13 protein-coding genes are annotated in these 17,223 nt (G+C 75.6%); 4 read left to right on the top strand and 9 right to left on the bottom strand.

Annotated features, from left to right (window positions below):
* The first annotated feature begins 53 nt into the window (after nucleotides 1-53).
* Nucleotides 54-1,193 (top strand): glycosyltransferase, encoded by a 1,140-nt coding sequence (locus tag HLA93_RS20675; protein ID WP_222192757.1) that lies wholly within the window; start codon nucleotides 54-56, stop codon nucleotides 1,191-1,193.
* Here the strand turns inward: HLA93_RS20675 and HLA93_RS02955 are convergent.
* The 3 genes from HLA93_RS02955 to HLA93_RS02945 form a co-directional block, all read right to left on the bottom strand.
* Entirely contained in the window at nucleotides 1,142-2,332 is a 1,191-nt protein-coding gene (locus tag HLA93_RS02955; RefSeq protein WP_222192756.1) for a glycosyltransferase, read from the bottom strand. The two genes, HLA93_RS20675 and HLA93_RS02955, sit on opposite strands and share 52 nt — an antisense overlap.
* Nucleotides 2,332-4,266 carry an asparagine synthase (glutamine-hydrolyzing) gene (asnB, locus tag HLA93_RS02950; RefSeq protein WP_222192755.1) on the bottom strand — a complete coding sequence of 645 codons (1,935 nt, stop codon included), beginning with the start codon at nucleotides 4,264-4,266 and terminating at the stop codon, nucleotides 2,332-2,334. The genes HLA93_RS02955 and asnB overlap by 1 nt, the downstream gene beginning before the upstream one ends.
* Before the next feature lie 78 nt (nucleotides 4,267-4,344).
* The gene (locus HLA93_RS02945; protein ID WP_222192754.1) at nucleotides 4,345-5,877 is read right to left on the bottom strand and encodes a right-handed parallel beta-helix repeat-containing protein; all 1,533 of its coding nucleotides are present in this window, start codon (nucleotides 5,875-5,877) and stop codon (nucleotides 4,345-4,347) included.
* Nucleotides 5,878-5,945: 68 nt separating this feature from the next.
* Between HLA93_RS02945 and HLA93_RS02940 the strand changes: the two genes are divergently transcribed.
* A complete protein-coding gene (locus tag HLA93_RS02940) occupies nucleotides 5,946-6,488 on the top strand; it encodes a YdcF family protein (RefSeq protein WP_222192753.1) in 543 nt (180 codons plus the stop codon).
* Nucleotides 6,489-6,513: 25 nt separating this feature from the next.
* On the opposite strand, the gene HLA93_RS02935 is transcribed toward HLA93_RS02940, so the two are convergent.
* The 6 genes from HLA93_RS02935 to HLA93_RS02910 form a co-directional block, all read right to left on the bottom strand.
* The gene (locus tag HLA93_RS02935) at nucleotides 6,514-7,590 is read right to left on the bottom strand and encodes a GNAT family N-acetyltransferase (RefSeq protein ID WP_222192752.1); all 1,077 of its coding nucleotides are present in this window, start codon (nucleotides 7,588-7,590) and stop codon (nucleotides 6,514-6,516) included.
* Between the two features lie 6 nt (nucleotides 7,591-7,596).
* The gene (locus HLA93_RS02930) at nucleotides 7,597-8,916 is read right to left on the bottom strand and encodes a lipopolysaccharide biosynthesis protein (protein WP_246625493.1); all 1,320 of its coding nucleotides are present in this window, start codon (nucleotides 8,914-8,916) and stop codon (nucleotides 7,597-7,599) included.
* Nucleotides 8,917-8,943: 27 nt separating this feature from the next.
* Nucleotides 8,944-9,624 carry a sugar transferase gene (locus HLA93_RS02925; RefSeq protein WP_308127911.1) on the bottom strand — a complete coding sequence of 227 codons (681 nt, stop codon included), beginning with the start codon at nucleotides 9,622-9,624 and terminating at the stop codon, nucleotides 8,944-8,946.
* Complete coding sequence (locus HLA93_RS02920) at nucleotides 9,621-10,778, bottom strand: DegT/DnrJ/EryC1/StrS family aminotransferase (RefSeq protein ID WP_222192751.1); 1,158 nt, start codon at nucleotides 10,776-10,778, stop codon at nucleotides 9,621-9,623. The genes HLA93_RS02925 and HLA93_RS02920 overlap by 4 nt, the downstream gene beginning before the upstream one ends.
* Entirely contained in the window at nucleotides 10,775-12,688 is a 1,914-nt protein-coding gene (locus HLA93_RS02915) for a nucleoside-diphosphate sugar epimerase/dehydratase (RefSeq protein ID WP_222192750.1), read from the bottom strand. The genes HLA93_RS02920 and HLA93_RS02915 overlap by 4 nt, the downstream gene beginning before the upstream one ends.
* A gap of 111 nt (nucleotides 12,689-12,799) precedes the next feature.
* Entirely contained in the window at nucleotides 12,800-14,269 is a 1,470-nt protein-coding gene (locus HLA93_RS02910; protein ID WP_308127910.1) for a polysaccharide biosynthesis tyrosine autokinase, read from the bottom strand.
* A gap of 513 nt (nucleotides 14,270-14,782) precedes the next feature.
* On the opposite strand from HLA93_RS02910, the gene HLA93_RS21940 reads away from it, so the two are divergent.
* The gene (locus tag HLA93_RS21940) at nucleotides 14,783-16,153 is read left to right on the top strand and encodes a hypothetical protein (RefSeq protein ID WP_222192748.1); all 1,371 of its coding nucleotides are present in this window, start codon (nucleotides 14,783-14,785) and stop codon (nucleotides 16,151-16,153) included.
* A complete protein-coding gene (locus tag HLA93_RS21935; protein ID WP_222192747.1) occupies nucleotides 16,150-17,166 on the top strand; it encodes an NAD-dependent epimerase/dehydratase family protein in 1,017 nt (338 codons plus the stop codon). The genes HLA93_RS21940 and HLA93_RS21935 overlap by 4 nt, the downstream gene beginning before the upstream one ends.
* The last annotated feature ends 57 nt before the right edge of the window (nucleotides 17,167-17,223 follow it).

Raw genomic sequence — 17,223 nt, 5'->3', positions numbered from 1 at the left:
ACGGCGTGAAGCAGGTCTCACCTCGGGGCCCGGTGCGGCCCTAGGGTGGCGCGGTGGCCGTCCCGAGGCTGTCCCGCCGCCGCCCTGCCCCGCTGGCCGTCGCGTCGTCGTACGGTCCGTCCGGGGCGAGCACCCGGGTCCGGGTCCTGGACTGGCTGCGGCACCTCGACCTGGACGCCGAGGTGCACGACTACCTGGGCGCGGCCGACGTCCGGCCCCGCACGCTGGCCCGTGACCCGCTCGGCGTCGTCCGGGCCGAGGCCCGGCTGTACCGCTGGCGGGTGCGGCCGGCTCCCGAGCGGCTGCTGCTCTCCCGCTCCCTGGGCCCGCTCACCGGCGGCCACCTGGACGCCGCGATGCTCCGCCGCGCCGGGTGGGGCGTCTACGACTTCGACGACGCACTGTTCGCCGACCACCGGGGCGGGCTGCACCGCCACCTCGGGGAGGCGGCCGGCTGGGCCCGCGCGGTGCGCGCCGCCGACCTGGTGGTCGCCGGGAACGCGCACCTGGCCGAGGCGGCGGCCCGGCTCAACCCGCGGGTCGAGGTCGTGCCCAGCTGCGTCGAGCCGGACGCCTACCCCCGCAAGCGGGACTACGCCGTGGGCCCGGTGCCGCGGCTGATCTGGCTGGGGTCACCGTCGACCGAGCCCTACCTGCAGCCGGTGGCGCCCGCCCTGCTGGAGGTGCACCGCCGCACCGGTGCCCGGCTGACCGTGATCAGTGCCGGGCAACGCCCGCTGGGTGAGCTGACGGCGATGACCGATCGGGTCGCCTGGGCCGGCGCCCGCACCGACGCGCTGCTGGCCACCGCCGACTGCGGGCTGATGCCGCTGCCCGACACCCCCTTCACCCGGGGCAAGTGCGCCTACAAGCTGCTGCAGTACGGCGCCGCCGGACTGCCCGCCGTGGCCTCCCCGGTGGGCGTCAACGAGGGCGTCCTCACCCAGCTGGGTGGGCTGGCCGCAGCCGACCCCGGCTCCTGGGTGGACGCGGTGTGCCAGCTGCTGGGTGAGTCCGAGTCGGCCCGCCGGGCCCGCGGCCAGGCCGCCCGGGAGGGCGTCGAGCGGCACTACAGCTACGCCGCCTGGGCGCCGACGTTCCGCCGCGCGCTGCGCCTGCCGGCAGCCGCCGAGCCGGGTGCTCAGGCGGCACGCAGTGCGGGAGCCGGCGCTGCCGCGGAGCCACCGAGGTAGAGCGACTGCAGGCCGCTCCAGATCGTCTGCGGCCGGAAGTCGCTCAGCGCCCGGGCGCGGGCCGCCCGGCCCGCCGCGCGCACCCCCTCCCGGTCGGCCTCACAGGCCCGGATCGCGTCGGCCAGCTGCGGCACGTCGCCGGTCTCCACCAGCCACCCGGTCACACCCGGGACGACGGAGTCCCGCGCGCCGGTGGCCGTGGTGGTGATCGTCGGGACCTGCGCCAGCGCCGCCTCCAGCACGACGTTGGGGAAGCCCTCGCGCCGGGTCGGCAGGCAGAACACGTCCATCCCGGTGAAGACGTCGTAGGGGTCGGAGGTCCACTCCCCGCTGCTGACCACACGGTCGCCCAGCGCGGCGATCTCCGGTCGGAGGTCGTCGTCCTCGACCGGGCCGACCAGCACCAGCCGCACCGGCAGGTCGGTGAGCCGCTCGGCGGCGGCGAGCAGGTCCTGGACGCCCTTGACCCGGGCGATCCGGCCGAGGAACCCGACGACCAGCTCGCCCGGCGCCACGCCCCAGTCCCGCCGGACCGCCTCGCGGTCCACGCCGGCCAGCCCGGCGTCCCAGCGTCGGGGGTCGACGCCGTTGCTGCTGCCCCGGGCCAGCACGACCGGGTGGTCCCGCCGGCCGAACAGCCGGCGGCCAGCCGCCTCGTCGCGCAGGCTGTGGCTCACGCACACCACCTCGGTGGCCAGCGCGACGGTGAGCCGCTCGGCCAGCCACAGGACGGCGTACTGCAGCCGGCTGCGGGAGCTCTCCAGCCGCAGTCCGCGCATGACGTAGACCCGCACCGGCACCCGGGTGAGCCAGCCGGCCAGCACCCCGAGCAACCCGGCCTTGGGGGTGCCCACGTTGAGCACGTCGGGCCGCAGCCGCAGCAGCAGGAGCACCCAGCGCACCAGCGCCACCAGGTCCCGCAGCGGGCTGGTGTCGCGTTCCATCGGCAGCGGGTGGACGGTCACCCGTTCCCGCTCGGCCACCGTCCCCAGCTGGGCGCCGGGCGAGGTGACCAGGTGCACGTCCCAGCCCTGCTCGCGGAACCAGCCCAGCTGCCCGCGCAGCAGGGTGGCCGCCGACTGGGGCACGGTGATGCCGTACACCACCCGGCCCGGTCGCCCGCCGTCCGTTCCGGTCATCAGGACCCCCGTGTCTCGGCCAGCCAGGACTGGAACACCAGCAGGTTCCAGACCTCGGTCGTGTGGTTGCGCCGGCCGCTGCTGTGCGAGGCCCAGACCGTGCGGACCTGCTCGACGTCCAGGAAGCCCTGCCGGCGCAGCAGCCCGGCGTCCAGCAGGTCCTCGGCCCAGGGGCGCAGCGGGCCGCGCAGCCAGTCGGCCAGCGGTGGCCCGAACCCCGACTTGGGCCGGGCCATCAGCTCGGGCGGCAGCAGGGTGTCCACCAGCCGGCGCAGCACCAGCTTGCCCAGCCCCCCGGCCACCTTGTGCTCCAGCGGCAGCGACCAGGCCAGCCGGTAGACCGCCGGGTCCAGCATCGGCACCCGGGTCTCCAGCGACGTCGCCATGGCCGCCCGGTCGACCTTCACCAGGATGTCGTCGGCCAGGTAGCCGATCGTGTCGGCGAGCATGAAGGCCTCGACCGGGCCGTCGACCGCCGGCAGCCGCGGCGCGGCCGGTGCGACGTCGCCCAGCACGAACCGCCGTCCGGTCGAGGAGACCAGTCGGGTGTAGAGGTCGGCGACGTCGGTGAAGTCGGCGATCGCGGCGACCTTGTGCACCCGGGCGCCGAGCCCGCCGCCGGGGGAGCGCATGCCGGCGGCGTGCCCCACGGCGTCCCAGACGTCCGGGCGCACCCGCAGTGCCGTGCGACCGGCCAGCCGGCGCGCGGCACCGGGCACCCGGGACAGCGGCCGGTACAGCCGCTGCGAGGTGATGTGCCGGTTGTAGCCGCCGAACAGCTCGTCGCCGGCGTCGCCGGACAGCGCGACCGTGACGTCGGCCTGGGCGACCCGGGCCACCAGGTGGGTGGGCAGCTGGGAGGGGTCGGCGAACGGCTCGCCGTAGAGCGCCGCCAGCTGCGGGACGACGGCCAGCACGTCGTCGGCGGAGAGGGTGACCGCGGTGTGCTTGGTGCCGAGCTCCGCGGCGACGGCGGCCGCGTAGCCGGACTCGTCGTACCGGGGGTCGTCGAAGCCGATGGTGAAGGTGCGCACCGGCAGGTCGGAGGCCTCCTGCATCAGCGCGGTGACCAGCGAGGAGTCGATGCCGCCGGAGAGGAAGGCCCCCACCGGGCGGTCCGCGACCGTGGCGGCCTGGACGCTGGCGCGCAGGGTGGCGTGCACGGCCTCGACGGCGTCGTCCAGCGAGCCCTGGAACGGGGACATGCGGGCGTGCAGCGCCTCGCCGACGGCGTCCCAGTGCACGTGGTGGGTGACGTCGCCGGCGGTGACCCGGTCGCTCAGCTCGACGCAGACGGCGCCGCCGGGGGGCACCTGGTGGACGCCCTGGCAGATGGTGGCCGGCTGGGCCATCGCCCCGCGGGCGAGGAACGTGGCCAGCGAGCCGCGGTCGACGTCGGGGAGGGTGCCGGTGAGCGCGGTCAGCGCGGGCAGCTCGCTGGCGAAGGCCACCGTGCCGCCGGTGTGCGTCCAGTACAGCGGCTTCTCGCCGAACCGGTCGCGGACCAGCCACAGCCGGCCGCGCTGCCGGTCGGCGTAGGCGAAGGCGAACATCCCGTGCACCCGGCGGGCGGTCTCCAGCGGGCCCCACGCCCGGCAGGCGGTCAGCAGCACCTCGGTGTCGGAGCTGGTGGTGAAGCGGTGGCCGCGCCGTTCGAGCTCGGTGCGCACCGCCCGGTGGTCGTAGACCTCGCCGTTGTAGGTGAGGACGTGCGCGCCGTCCTCGGTCGCCATCGGCTGGGCCGCGGCCGACGACAGGTCGATGATCGCCAGCCGCCGGTGACCCAGCGCGACCGGCACCCCCGGCGCCGTCCAGGTGCCCTGCCCGTCGGGGCCGCGGTGACGCAGGGCGTCCAGGCTGTGCTCGAGCAGCCGGACGACTTCGTCGACCGGCTGCACGGCGAGCTGACCCGCGATCCCTGTGATGCCGCACACACGGCGGAAGCTAGTGCAGCGGGCAGGGCGCGACAATGCCCCGACCGGTCACCCAGCGTCACCGCCGGGCCGGGTGGCTCACTCGGTGACCTGGGCGGCCCGGTAGCCGGAGAACTCGTTGCCGCCCACGTCCATCCCCTCCACCGACTCGGTGCGCAGCCCCACCGGGTCACCGCAGCTGGGCCCCAGCCGCGTCGCCGTGTTGTCCCGCACCGTGACGTCCGAGGCGAGCCGCACCAGGATCGCGTCGGTCCGCGACCGGAGGCTGTTCCCGGCGATCAGCACGCCCTCGGCGGGGATCTTGCTGTCCCGGAAGCTGATCGCCGGCAGGCACTCGTCGGTCGCCGTCCCCGGCTGGGTCACCAGGTTGTCGGTGATCTCCACGTCGGAGAGGTCGTTGTCGAACGTCTGGAACGGCGTCCCGACCGAGACCGCTGCCCAGCCGTGCTCCTCCACGGTGTTGCCGCTGAAGGTGACCTCCCGCCCGGGCCGCCCGTCGCCCTCGATCTCCAGGTCGAAGGCGTGCAGGGCGACGCCGTTGAGCACGCTGCCGGTCACGCTCATCCGGTCGCAGGCCACGCAGGCGATGCCCATCCGGCCGATCGTGTCGGCCGAGACGTCCCGGATGGTGATGCCGGTGGGGATCGTCTCGCCGTCGGCGCCGTGCGCCACCGAGATGAAGTCCCCGTGGGCGTTGCGGCCGTGCACGTTCTCGATCAGCACGTCGGAGGTGCCGCGGATGAACAGGTTGTGGTCGAACTCCTGGTCCTCGTCGAACCGCACCTCGGGGTTCACCCCGACCAGGGTCATGTCCCGCAGGGTGATCCCCGCGCCCAGGTCCAGCCGCCACTGGGCGCGCTCGGTGGTGCGGGTGGGCACCCGGGTGGTGGCCCGGAAGGTGGCCCCGGCCCCGGACACCACCAGGTCGCTGCGCTCCTCCAGCCGCAGCGAGCCGTCCACCCGGTAGCAGCCGTCCCGGGCGAAGCGCAGCTCGCTGCCGTCCGGCACGCCCGCCAGCCAGCGGTTGAGCTCGTCGGTCACGTCCACCGAGCAGTCGGCGGCGATCTCCTCCGGCACGTCGAACCGGGGCAGCCCGGTGGGGGCCCGCTCCGGCGGCTCGGCCGGCGCGCCGGTCAGCGGCACCACCAGCGGCACGCCGGCCGCGTCGTCGGTGCCGACCCCGTCCGGGCCGGTGGCCGGTGCCGCACCCGCCGGGACGTCGAGCGCCTGCTCCTGCCGCACGTCCCCGGAGCTCGCCGACACCGCGACCTCCCCGGTGAAGCCGTCCGGTGGCCGCAGGACCAGGTCGAAGCCCCCGTCCTCACCGGTCGTCGTCCAGGCCGACCCGCCACCGCCGGCGGTGCGGGCGGAGAGCCGGACGGTCGCGGCCGGCGGGAAGCCCGCACCCGTCACCACCACCTCGCCCGCGCGGGCGGTCAGGTCCAGCGCCGGGCTGCCGGCCGGGGCGCTCCCGGACGCGTCCTCCCGGGCGATCGTCCAGCCCACCAGGGCGGCGACCAGGACGGCGACCCCGGCGAGGACCAGCGTCACCCGGCGGCGCGGCGCCCGGTGCCGGCCCGGTGCGGCGGGCGCCGTGGGCGGGGGCGTCACGGCCGGGCCCCGTCCACCCGTGCCGGTCGCCGAGGCGGGCGCGGGAGGGCCCTGCGGAGGGTGCTCCGGTGGCAGACTCGCCGACCGTGCGGAGGTGGCCCGTCGCGGTCCTGCTCGGCCTGGTGCTGCCCGCCGTCGTGGTGCTCCGCTTCTTCGTCTGGCCGATGCCCGCTCCGGTGCAGTCGCCCGAGGCCGTCGTCGTCCTGGCCGGTGACGCGTCGGCCCGGCTGCCCGCCGCCCTGCGGCTGGCCCGGGAGGGCGCTGGCGTGCTCGTCGTCTCGGTGGCCGACGGCGCGGACAACGCCGCGACCCGGGCGTTGTGCGACGAGCCGGGGGAGCTGACGGTGGAGTGCTTCACCGCGCCCGGCGGTGACACCCGGGCAGAGGCCCGAGCCCTCGGTGAGCTCGTCGCCGAACGCGGCTGGACCCGGATCGCGGTGGTCACCAGCAGCTACCACCTGGCCCGCGCCGGGCTGCTGGTCGACCGGTGCACCGACGCCGACGTCCAGCTGGCCGACGCGCGGGCGCCGATGTCCCTGGAGCGCTGGGGGAACGCGGTCCTGCACGAGCTGGGCGGCCTGGCCGCGGCCGTCGTCCGGCCGTCCTGCTGATCCCCGGCGCCGGCCCGGGCGCCGCTCAGTCGCCACGGCGCCACGGCGGGAAGAAGCCCGCCGTCGAGTCGGTGCCGGCCAGCTCCCGGTACCGCTCCCGGTCGTGCACCAGCTTGGCGACGTGGAAGGGCAGCGGCTCGTCGGCCGGGGCGAAGCGGTGCTTGAACACGAACAGCGGCGAGTCGGGGCTGCCGCCCAGGCCGCCCCCGAGGTGGAACACCGACACCCCCTCGGCCTGGCCCCAGGTCGCCGCGGCGAGGAAGCAGCGGTTGGAGGCGCCGAGGGTCCGGGCGACGTCCGCCGAGGCGCCCAGGTGGTAGTGCAGCCGGCGGCCGGCCCGGAAGCACAGCAGCGCAGCGACCAGCTCGCCGTCCAGCCGGCCCTCCACGAGCACGGGCTCCAGCGCGTCGCCGGCCTCGAGCAGGGCGTCCCAGTAGGCCTGGGGGAAGTAGAAGAACGGATCGGCGGACTGGCGCCGCATGGTGACCTCGTACAGCGCGCGGAACTCGGCGAGTGACGCCGGGCGCCGGACCACGTCCACCGTCAGCCCGGCCCGGTCGGCACGGCGGGCGGCGCGTCGGTGGTGCGGGTGCATCCCGGCCGCCAGGTCCTGGCCGGCCGAGACGTCCCAGGCCACCGTCGAGCCCACCGGCACCAGCTCCGCGCCGGACGGGACGGCGCCGGCGTTGCCCAGCAGCGGGTGCAGGCGCAGGAACGTGGCGACCACGCCGTTGACCCGGGCCCAGGAGTCCAGCGCCGCGCCGAGGCCGGGCACCCGCCGCCCGCCCCGGGAGACCGGCCCGCCGTAGCCGTAGGCGCTGAGGGCGTCCCAGCCCTCGCCCCCCGGCAACGGGCGCAGCAGCAGGGGGAGGGCGACCTCGCCGCCCGCGGCCCGGTGGTGCAGCAGCACCGGGCGGGTGCCCGGCGGCTCGAGCAGGGCGGAGACCGCGTGGTACGCCGAGCTGGTGTAGGTGTCCCGGCCGCCCAGCCGGGCGATGACCTGGTCCCAATCCACGGCCGGGACCACCCGCACGTCGCCCACCGGGACCAGCGGTACCGGCCAGGTGTCGTCGGGGAGGAGGGGGGCGCTGACGGTCGTCATGGCAGTTCAACGCCCGAGCAGCGCGTCGGGTTGCGCGTTCCGCCCGCGCGTCATCAGCGCCCGCACGGTCATCGCCATCACCAGGTACGTGGCGAGCACGCCGTAGGCGATGCCGACCGTGCCCGCCAGCCAGTGGCCGGCCACCGTCGCCACCACCAGGACGCCGCACCCGACCAGCGCGCCGAGCGCGCCGGAACGCAGGTCGCGCAGCCCGGCCCGGGCCGCGGTGTCCAGGTGGTAGCTGGCGTAGGGGACGGCGGCCGCGCACAGCACCGGCAGCACCTCGCGGCCGGCGGTGAACTCCGGGCCCAGCAGCACCGGGATGGCGATCCAGCCCAGCACCGCCACGATCACCGCCAGCACGCCGGTCAGCAGCAGCACGGGGACGTGCAGCCGGCGCCAGACCGCCAGCGACCCGTCCTCCGCCGTCCGCCGGGTGAGCAGTGCGGTCAGCGCCACCGGGGCCACCCAGGTCAGCTGCGCGAGCGAGGAGGCCGCGGCGTAGACGCCGACCTGCGCCGAGGTGCCGACCGCGCCCAGCAGCAGCCGGTCGCCGTTGACCACGAAGGACTGGCCCAGCGCGGCGACCAGGGCGAACCGGCTCACCCCGAGGAAGCCCCGGGCCCGCTGCCAGAACTCCTGGGCCCCCACCGGTGGGCGGCCCCGGTCCAGCACGTCGGTGGCCCGCCCGACCAGCACCTGGGTGGTGATCGCCGCGGCGTAGCAGCCCGCGCCGATCCACAGCGCGGTCGCCGGTGTCAGGTGGCCGGTGGCGTGCGCCGCGGCGATGCCCAGCAGCTGCACCGAGGCCGCGGCCACGTCGATCGCCATGGTGGTCCGGTGCCGGCCCAGGCCGTGCAGCCCCTCCCGCAGCAGATGGGCGCCGAGCGCCGTCGCCGAGTAGACGACGAAGGGGGCGACCACCGCCGGGCCGCTGCCGGACAGCTGCACCAGCAGGGCCAGCCCGAGGGTCGCGCTGAGCAGCACGTGCGGCACGGTCAGCACGGCGGCCAGGCGCACGTACCGCGACCAGGTCCACCACCGGCCGGGCTCGGCCAGCAGCACCCGGGAGGCCGCCCCCGCCCCCAGGCTGCTGACCAGCAGCAGCAGCGTGGCGATGGTGGTCGCCAGGACCAGGTCACCACGGTCGCCCGGCCCGAGCCAGCGGGCCGACAGCAGCGCGACCAGCATCTGCACCGCCACCTGGACCCCGGACCAGGCCGGCAGCTGGAGGCCGCGCAGCACCGGCCGCAGCCGGCTCACGCGCCGCGGCGGAGGCGGGGTCCCCGCCGGGGCGGGCGTCGTGCCGTCGGACACCGACGTCATGGCGCCGTCCCCGGTGCGGGTCCCGCCTCAGGCGGCATGGTGCTCGGCGGACGACGGCGTCCGCCGGTCGGGCACGGGAGCGGGGTCGACGGCGGGGTGCTCCTCACCGGTGAACAGGTGCATCGTCGCCACCCCCGGCGCGGAGATGCCCTGGCGGCGCAACACGGTCACGGCGGTGGCCAGCAGCACCCGCGCGTCGAGGGCCGGACCCAGGTGGTCGACGTACTCCACGTCCGCCGCGAACTTCTCCGGCCAGGTCAGCGCGTTGCGGCCGCGGACCTGGGCCAGCCCGGTGATGCCCGGCCGCACCTCGTGCCGGCGGGCCTGCTCCGGGGTGTACCGCGGCAGGTACTCCATCAGCAGCGGCCGCGGCCCGACCAGGCTCATGTCCCCGCGCAGCACGTTCCACAGCGTCGGCAGCTCGTCCAGGCTGGTGCTGCGCAGCCACCGGCCGAACGGGGTCAGCCGCTCGGCGTCGGTGGCCACGCCGTCGTCCGGGCCCAGGGACCGCATCGTGCGGAACTTGACCAGCTCGAAGGGCGCACCGCCCCGGCCGGGGCGCTGCTGGCGGAACAGCACCGGGGAGCCCAGGTCGCGGCGCACGGCGACCGCGACGGCGACCGTCACCGGTGCGGTGACCAGCAGGCCCGCGCCGGCGACCAGGACGTCGACGGCCCGCTTGACCCGCAGGTAGGCGGCCCGGCTCACCGGCGTGCCGCCAGGAACCCGAGGACGGCGTCGGTGACGACCTCGACCTGCTGGGGGGTCAGCGCCGATCCGCTGGGCAGCGCCAGCCCGGTGGCGAACAGCCGGTCGGCGGTGCCGTCCAGGAACGAGCGCGCGCCGGCGAACACCGGCTGCTGGTGCATCGGCTTCCACAGCGGGCGGGACTCGACGTCGGCGGCGTCCAGCGCGGCCCGCAGGTCGTCGGCTGACCACCCGGCGGTCTGCGGGTCGACCAGCACGGCGGTCAGCCAGCAGTTGTCGTCCTGGTCGCCGGGGTGCTGGAAGACCCGCACCCCCGGCACGCCGGCGAACAGCTGCACGTAGCTGCGGCGCAGCGCCCGGCGCCGGCCGATCATCTCGTCGAGCCGCTCGAGCTGGGCGATCCCCAGGGCGGCCAGCAGGTTGCTGAGCCGGTAGTTGTAGCCGACCTCCGTGTGCTCGTAGTGGACGGCGGGCTGCCGCGCCTGCGTGCTCAGGTACCGCGCGCGGGCGGCCACCGCCGGGTCGTCGGTCAGCAGCATCCCCCCGCCGCTGGTGGTCATGATCTTGTTGCCGTTGAAGGAGAGCGCCGCGCTCTCCCCGAACGAGCCAGCCGGCCGGGCACCGAGGGAGGAGCCCAGCGCCTCGGCGGCGTCGGAGACGACCGGGACGTCGAACCGCCGGCAGGTCCGCTCCAGTGCGGGGTAGTCCGCGCAGCGGCCCAGCAGGTCCACCGGCACGACCGCGGCGACCCGGGTGCCGGCCTCCCGCAGCTCGGTGAGCGCCCGGTCGAGCAGCTGCGGGTCCAGCGTGCCGGACTCCTCGGTCGCATCGACGAAGACCGGCTCGGCGCCGGTGTAGACCACCGCGTTGGCGGTCGCGGCGAAGGTCAGCGTCGGGACGACGACCGCCGTGCCCGGCCCCGCCCCGGCCTGCAGCAGCGCCAGGTGCAGCGCCGCCGTGCCCGAGGAGAGGGCCACCGCGTGCCGCCGTCCGCAGCGGTCGGCCACCCGGGCTTCGAACTCGTCGACCATCGGCCCGAGCGGGGCGATCCACCCCGAGCGGACCGCCTCGCCCACCAGCTGCTCCTCGCGGGGCCCGACGTCGGGGGAGGAGAGCAACACCCGGCCCCGGGCCGGCGCCGCGGTGACGGTCACCGGTTCACCGCGCCGTCGCCGACCACGTCGACCGGGACCCCGAGCGGCCGGGACTGGTGCACCACGACCTGCTCGACGGAGTTGGCCGGCAGCTGCTCCGCCGGGCGCGCAGGTGCGGCGTCGGTCGCGGGGGCCCGCACACCCGTCAGGCCCTCCACCGCCAGCGGCCCCTCCATGGCCGCCAGCACCGCCGGGTCCAGCGGGGGCACCGGGACGTGGCTGATCATCGGGTGGATGGGGCGGGCGTCGCCCTCCCCGGCGCCGAAGAGGTCCTCGTGCAGCTTCTCCCCGGGCCGCAGCCCGGTGTAGACGATCTCGATCGGCCGCTCCTCGAGGCTGACCAGGTGGGCCGCCACATCGGCGATCCGCACCGGTGAGCCCATGTCGAGCACCAGCGCCTCGCCGCCCACCCCGATGGCCCCGGCCTGGACCACCAGCTGGACCGCCTCCGGGATGGTCATGAAGTACCGGGTGACGTCCGGGTGGGTGATCGTGATGGGTCCGCCGCGGGCGATCTGGGCGGCGAACGTCTCCAGCACCGAGCCGCGGCTGCCCAGCACGTTGCCGAAGCGCACGGAGAGGAAGCGCCGGGCGCCGTCCTGGGCGTAGGTGGCGGTGAGCTGCTCGGCCATCCGCTTGGTGTGGCCCAGGACGTTGATCGGGTCGGCGGCCTTGTCCGTGGAGATGTTGATGACGTGGGTCGCCCCCACCGCCGCCGCCGCGGCCAGCACGTTGCGGGTGCCGAGCACGTTGGTCTTCCAGCCCTCGTCCGGGTACTGCTCGAGCATGTTGACGTGCTTGAGCGCGGCCGCGTGGAAGACCACCTCCGGCCGCCGCTCGGCGAACAGCGCCTGCAGCGCCGCCCCGTCACGGATGTCGGCCAGGATGGCCTGCGGCAGGTCGAGCCGGGCCTCGCCGAACATCGTGAGCTGCAGCGCGTGCAGGGCGGACTCGTCGCGGTCGAGCATCAGCAGCTCGGCCGGGCCGAAGCTGGCGATCTGCCGGCACAGCTCCGACCCGATCGACCCGCCGGCGCCGGTGACCAGCACCCGCTTGTCGCGCAGGTAACCGGCGATCTCGCCGACGTCGGTGTCGATCTGGCGCCGTCCGAGCAGGTCGGCCACGTCGATGTCCCGGACGTCGCGGATGCCCACCCGCCGGCTGAGCAGGTCGGCGACCCGGGGGAGCACCTTCACCGTCAGGCCGATCTCGCCGGCCCGCTGGGACAGGTCCCGGACCAGCTCGGCGTCGGCGGAGGGGAGCGCGATCACCAGCAGCTCGGCGCCGGTGGCCGAGACCGCCATCGGCATGCACCGGCGGTCGCCGTACATCCGGACGCCGCGGATCCGGGCGTGGCGCTTGGTGGGGTCGTCGTCGAGCAGGCCCACCGGCAGGTACTCCCCGGCCGGGTCGCCCAGCATCGAGCGGATCAGCTGCTCACCGGCGTCACCCGCGCCGAACACCAGCGTGCGCCGGCCGGTGCGGGGGCGGGCGGCCCCCTCACGCTGGCTGCGGATCGCCAGCCGGCAGCCGATCATCAGCACGAAGGCCAGCACGGCGGCGATCGGCGGCACGCTCAGCGGGAGCAGCCGCGGGGTGCCGGCGGCGGCGTCCAGGCCCAGCAGGGCCAGTGCGGTGAGCGCCACCGCCGCGCCGAGGGCCTTCACCTCGTCGGCGCTGCCGACGGCGTAGCGGCCCTGGTGCAGCCGGAGCGCCGTGGCGGCGACCGGGAAGACCACGGTGACCAGGGCCATGCCGAGCAGCAGGCCGGTGGTGTTCGCCTGGTCCAGCGCTCCGTCGTAGCGGGCGGTCGTGGCCAGCACGATGCCGGCGTGCAGGGCGGCCACGTCGACGGCGAGCACGGCTCCGCGCAGCAGCCTCCAGCGGGCAGCGGGGTCCTGGACGATCACGACGACCTCCTCGACTCGAATCGACCGATCAGTGGGCGGACGCGGCAGCACCGGGCGGCCGACCCGAGGCGGGTGGTTCGCGTGCGGAGCCGCATCCCGGGGGCCACCGGCTCACTCCGGGCCGGGCGTCGAGGACGCCACCGGGTCGGCCGAGGCGTCACCGTGGCCGACCGGCCGGACCTCGTCGCCCCGCCGGGCCGCGGCCGAGGACCGGTCGGGGTCTGCCCGGTAGACCGAGCCGCCCGACCGGGCCAGGGCGGCCGACCGGGGGAGCCGGTTGAGCACCACGCCCAGCAGCTCGGCGTGCACCCGGCCGACCGAGTCCACCGCCTCGGCCAGGTGCTCCCGCCGGGTCCGGTCGGCCCGGGCGACCACCAGCACGCCGTCGGTCAGCGGGGCCACCGCCGCGGCGTCGACCACCGAGAGCATCGGCGGCCCGTCCACGACGACCATGTCGTGCCGTTCGCGCAGCGCGGTGAGCACGGCGCGCATCCGCGCGGAGCCGAGCGCCTCGTCGGGCTCCTGCGGCAGCGGGCCGGCGGTCAGCACCGTCAGCCGGCCGTTGCCCCAGTGCTGCCCGGCCTCGCCGACGTCGACGCGACCGGCCAGCACGTCGGTCAGGCCGGGTGCGTCCTCGTCCAGGTCGAGGTACCGCGCCACCCGGGGTCGCCGCAGGTCGGCGTCCACCAGGGCCACCCGGCTGCCGTTCCGGGTCAGTGCGACGGCCAGGTTGACCGCCACCGTGCTAGCGCCGTCGTCCGGCAGTGCGCTGGTCACCAGGACCACCCGCGGGTGCGAGGCGCCGTCGAGGTGCTGCAGTCGCAGGCGGACCGCGCGCAGGGCCTCGGTCGCCTGGGACTGGTGGTCCCGGTGGCTGAGCACGTGCTCCCGGGCCAGGTGCCGGTTCTCCGGGACCAGGGCGACCGGTTCCGTCCCGGTCACCTCCCGGACGTCGTCGGCGGTGTGCACCGAGTGGTCCGCCCGGTCCCGGAGCAGGGCGAGGGAGAGCCCGATCAGCAGGCCGAGCGCACCGCCCAGCGCGAGGTTCCGGGCGACCAGCGGACTGACCGGCTCGGTGTCCAGGTCGGGTGCCTGGATGGTCTGGACGTCCACGGTGGAGCCGACCGCTCCCGGCGGGGTCTCCAGCTCCGTGACCCGGTCGGAGAACTCCTCGACCACCGCCGCGGCGATCTCCTGGGCCTGCGCGGCGCTGCGGTCGGTGACGACCACCTGCAGCACGACCGTGCCGGGCAGCGGGGTCGCGGTGATCGCCTCACCCAGCTCGCGCGGGGTCATCGACAGCCCCAGCTCGGCGGCCACCGCCTCGGCGAGCTCGGCGCTGGTGAGCACCTGCACGTAGGAGACGACCCGCTGCTGGGAGAACAGGTCGTCGTTGTAGGGGTCCTCGGGGCTGCCGGTCGTGGAGACGAACAGCTGGGTCGTCGAGGCGTAGGTCCGTGGAGTGGCCCAGCTGAGGAGGGCGGCGACCGCCAGACCCACCACCACACCCAGCACGACCAGCCGGCCTCGTCGCCGGATGACCCGGAGCACGTCGTTCAGTGGGATCGCCCCCGTTCGCACTCGGCCGGGCCCATCGGATGACCCCGGCCGTCCCGACGACCACCCGGGGACGGGCGGCCGATGACCACGGACCGTAGTGCTGAACGTCGGCCTGTCACCCCCCTTTACACTTGAAACCTGAAGCGACCGTGACCCCACTCACATCGTTGCGCCGAGGGAAACGTGCAGGTCAGAGGCGGTTTGACCGACTCGTGTCATCGTTCGGGCGCGAAGCGTGACCACGGCCTGTCGTCCCGGACGGTGAGACCCCGAACCACCCAGGGTGAGCGATTCGGCTCTCGAGGAGCCCGGTAGCCCACCCGGCCTCGGGCTCGCCGGGTGGACCTGGCACGGCGGTGACCAGGCATTAGGGCCAATGCCCCCATCGCGATCGCTCTGTGAGGGGGTGTTCGGCGTCCGGCGGTGGGAACGATCCCCTAAGGGCCGAGGCGGCATGGGGGTGCTTCCCCCTCTCCTGAGGTGACAGCGCGTAGTCCCTGTCGCCTCCGTCACACCCTCGCTAGCCTCCGCCGCGTGACCGGAGCAGGGCGGGGACCGTGGCGGTGGCTGGCGCTGCTGCTGTTCGGTTACGTGCTGGCCCGGCCGGTCTCCAACAACCACGTGCTCGTGCCGGTGCTCGGGCTGATCGGGCTGCTGGCGGCCGGCACGGTGCTGCTCTCGCGCCGCCGGCTGGACGCCGCGTTCGTCCCGGCGCTCCTGATCACGTTCCTGTTCGCGTTGGTCGGGCTGGCGGCCGGGCCGACCAACCCGGGGTTCACCGGGGCCGCGCTCGTCTTCGTCGCCGCGCCGCTGCTGTGGTGGACCTGCGCCGTCGCCGTCGACGAGCGGACGCTGCGGGGGCTGTTCACCACCGCCGCGGTGGTGACCGTCTTCGTCGGCGGGACGATCGCGCTGTACGTGGGCCAGAACACCGGCGCACTGCCCGCGCTGCTGCCCGGGTGGCTGCTGGAGCAGTACGGGGCCGGCTACGGCGAGCTCGCCGGCTCTGGGCTGGGCGGGGCCGACTACACCGAGGTGCGGTTCTACGCGCTGTCCACGCTGGTGGCGACCGGGCCGATGTGGATCGCCTCGCTGTTCGTCACCCGCGACCAGCTGCTCCCGCCGTGGTGGCTGCGGGCGTTCGCCGCCGCGGCCGCCACGGCCGGGACGCTGTCCGGGGGCCGTCGGGCCATCGCCCTGGTCCTGGTGCTCGCCCCCGTCATCCTCTGGGTCCTGCGCTGGGCGGTGACCCGGACCGGGGTCCCGACCACGCCCGGTCGCGGTGGGCCGCTGCTGCTCCTCGGCGGGCTGGCCGGCCTGCTCGCTCTGGTGTTCGACCCCGGGCTGCTCGGCCGCGGGGTGGTCGGGGCGGCGCTGCTCAGCCTGAGCAGCTTCGTCACCGGACGGGCCTTCGTGGGTGCCAGCGCCGGGGAGGACCAGATCCGCGCCCACGAGTCCGACGTCCTGCTGGAGGCCTGGGCCGAGTCCCCGGTGTTCGGGCACGGGCTCGGCGCCACCATCTCCGGTTACTGGCGGGACCCGGTCGAGCCCTGGCGCTGGGAGCTGCAGTACCACGGCCTCCTGCTGCAGACCGGCGTCGTGGGTGTGCTGCTGGTGCTGTTCGGTGCTGCCGCCACCTGCGCCGCGGTGCTCCGCGCCGTCCGGGCGCGACCCGAACTGACCCCCAGCCTCCTGGTCGCCTGCACCGGCGCGGCCGGGATGTTGATCGGCAACGCCTCCAACCCGTACCTGCAGGCGCCGGGTCACGTCTGGGCGATCTTCCTCCCGGTGGCCGTCGCCAACCTCATGCTGCGCAGCGCCCAGCGGCCGCCGGGAGCGGACCGCGATCTCCACCCCGCGCCGGTCGGCGCCGGGGTCCAGCACCGCGAGGGGAGTGCACCGTGACCGTGCTCGTCACCGGCGTCGCCGGTTTCGTGGGGAGCGCCATCGCCCGGCGTCTCATCGCCGCCGGAGAACGGGTGGTGGGGATCGACTCGTTCACCGACTACTACGACCCGGTGCGCAAGCGGGCCAACCTCGCCACCGTCCCCGCCGAGGGGCTGACCCTCGTCGAGGCCGACCTGATGACCGCCGACCTGGACGCGTTGCTGACCGGGGTGCGCGTGGTCTTCCACGAGGCCGGGCAGCCTGGCGTCCGCAGGTCGTGGGGGACCGACTTCGCCACCTACGTCGAGGCCAACGTGCTCACGACCCAGCGGCTCCTGGAGGCGGCGACCCGGGCCACGGACCTCCGCCGGCTGGTCTATGCCTCGTCCTCGTCGGTGTACGGGAACGCGGTCAGCTACCCGACGACCGAGCAGCACCTGCCCCGGCCGCACAGCCCCTACGGCGTCACCAAGCTCGCGGCCGAACACCTGTGCACGCTCTACGCGGACAACTTCGGCCTGCCGACCGTCTCCCTGCGCTACTTCACCGTCTACGGCCCCGGGCAGCGGCCGGACATGGCCTTCCACCGGTTCATCCGGGCCGCCCTGGCCGACGAGCCGATCCGGGTGTTCGGCAGCGGGGAGCAGGTGCGCGACTTCACCTTCGTCGAGGACGTGGTCACCGCCAACCTGCTCGCGGCCGAGGCCGACGTCCCGCCCGGCTCGGTGTTCAACGTGTCCGGCGGCGGCAGCATCACCGTCAACGAGGTGCTCGACGTGCTCACCGGCATCGCCGGCCGGCCGCTGCGGGTCGAGCGGGTCGACACCGTCGCCGGCGACGTCCGTCGCACGGGTGGGTCGTCGGAGGCGATCCGGGCGGCCCTCGGCTGGCAGCCGACGGTCGACGTACCGACCGGGCTGTCCGCGCAGTGGCACTCCCTGGCCGGCGTGCAGCAGCAGGCGCCGCTCGTCGTGCCGCAACCCGCGCCGGCCGGTGTCCGGCAGCCCTCGCTCGCGGCCGTCAGCGGCTGAACCCGCGCTCCCGGGCCGGCCCGAGCCGGCCCGGGGGTGGCCGGCCCGGCCGCGTCC

It is taken from the genome of Modestobacter italicus (assembly GCF_019799965.1).
Taxonomy (GTDB): domain Bacteria; phylum Actinomycetota; class Actinomycetes; order Mycobacteriales; family Geodermatophilaceae; genus Modestobacter; species Modestobacter italicus_A.
The sequence above is the reverse complement of the archived record's forward strand: the minus strand, read 5'-3'. Positions and strand labels throughout refer to the sequence as shown.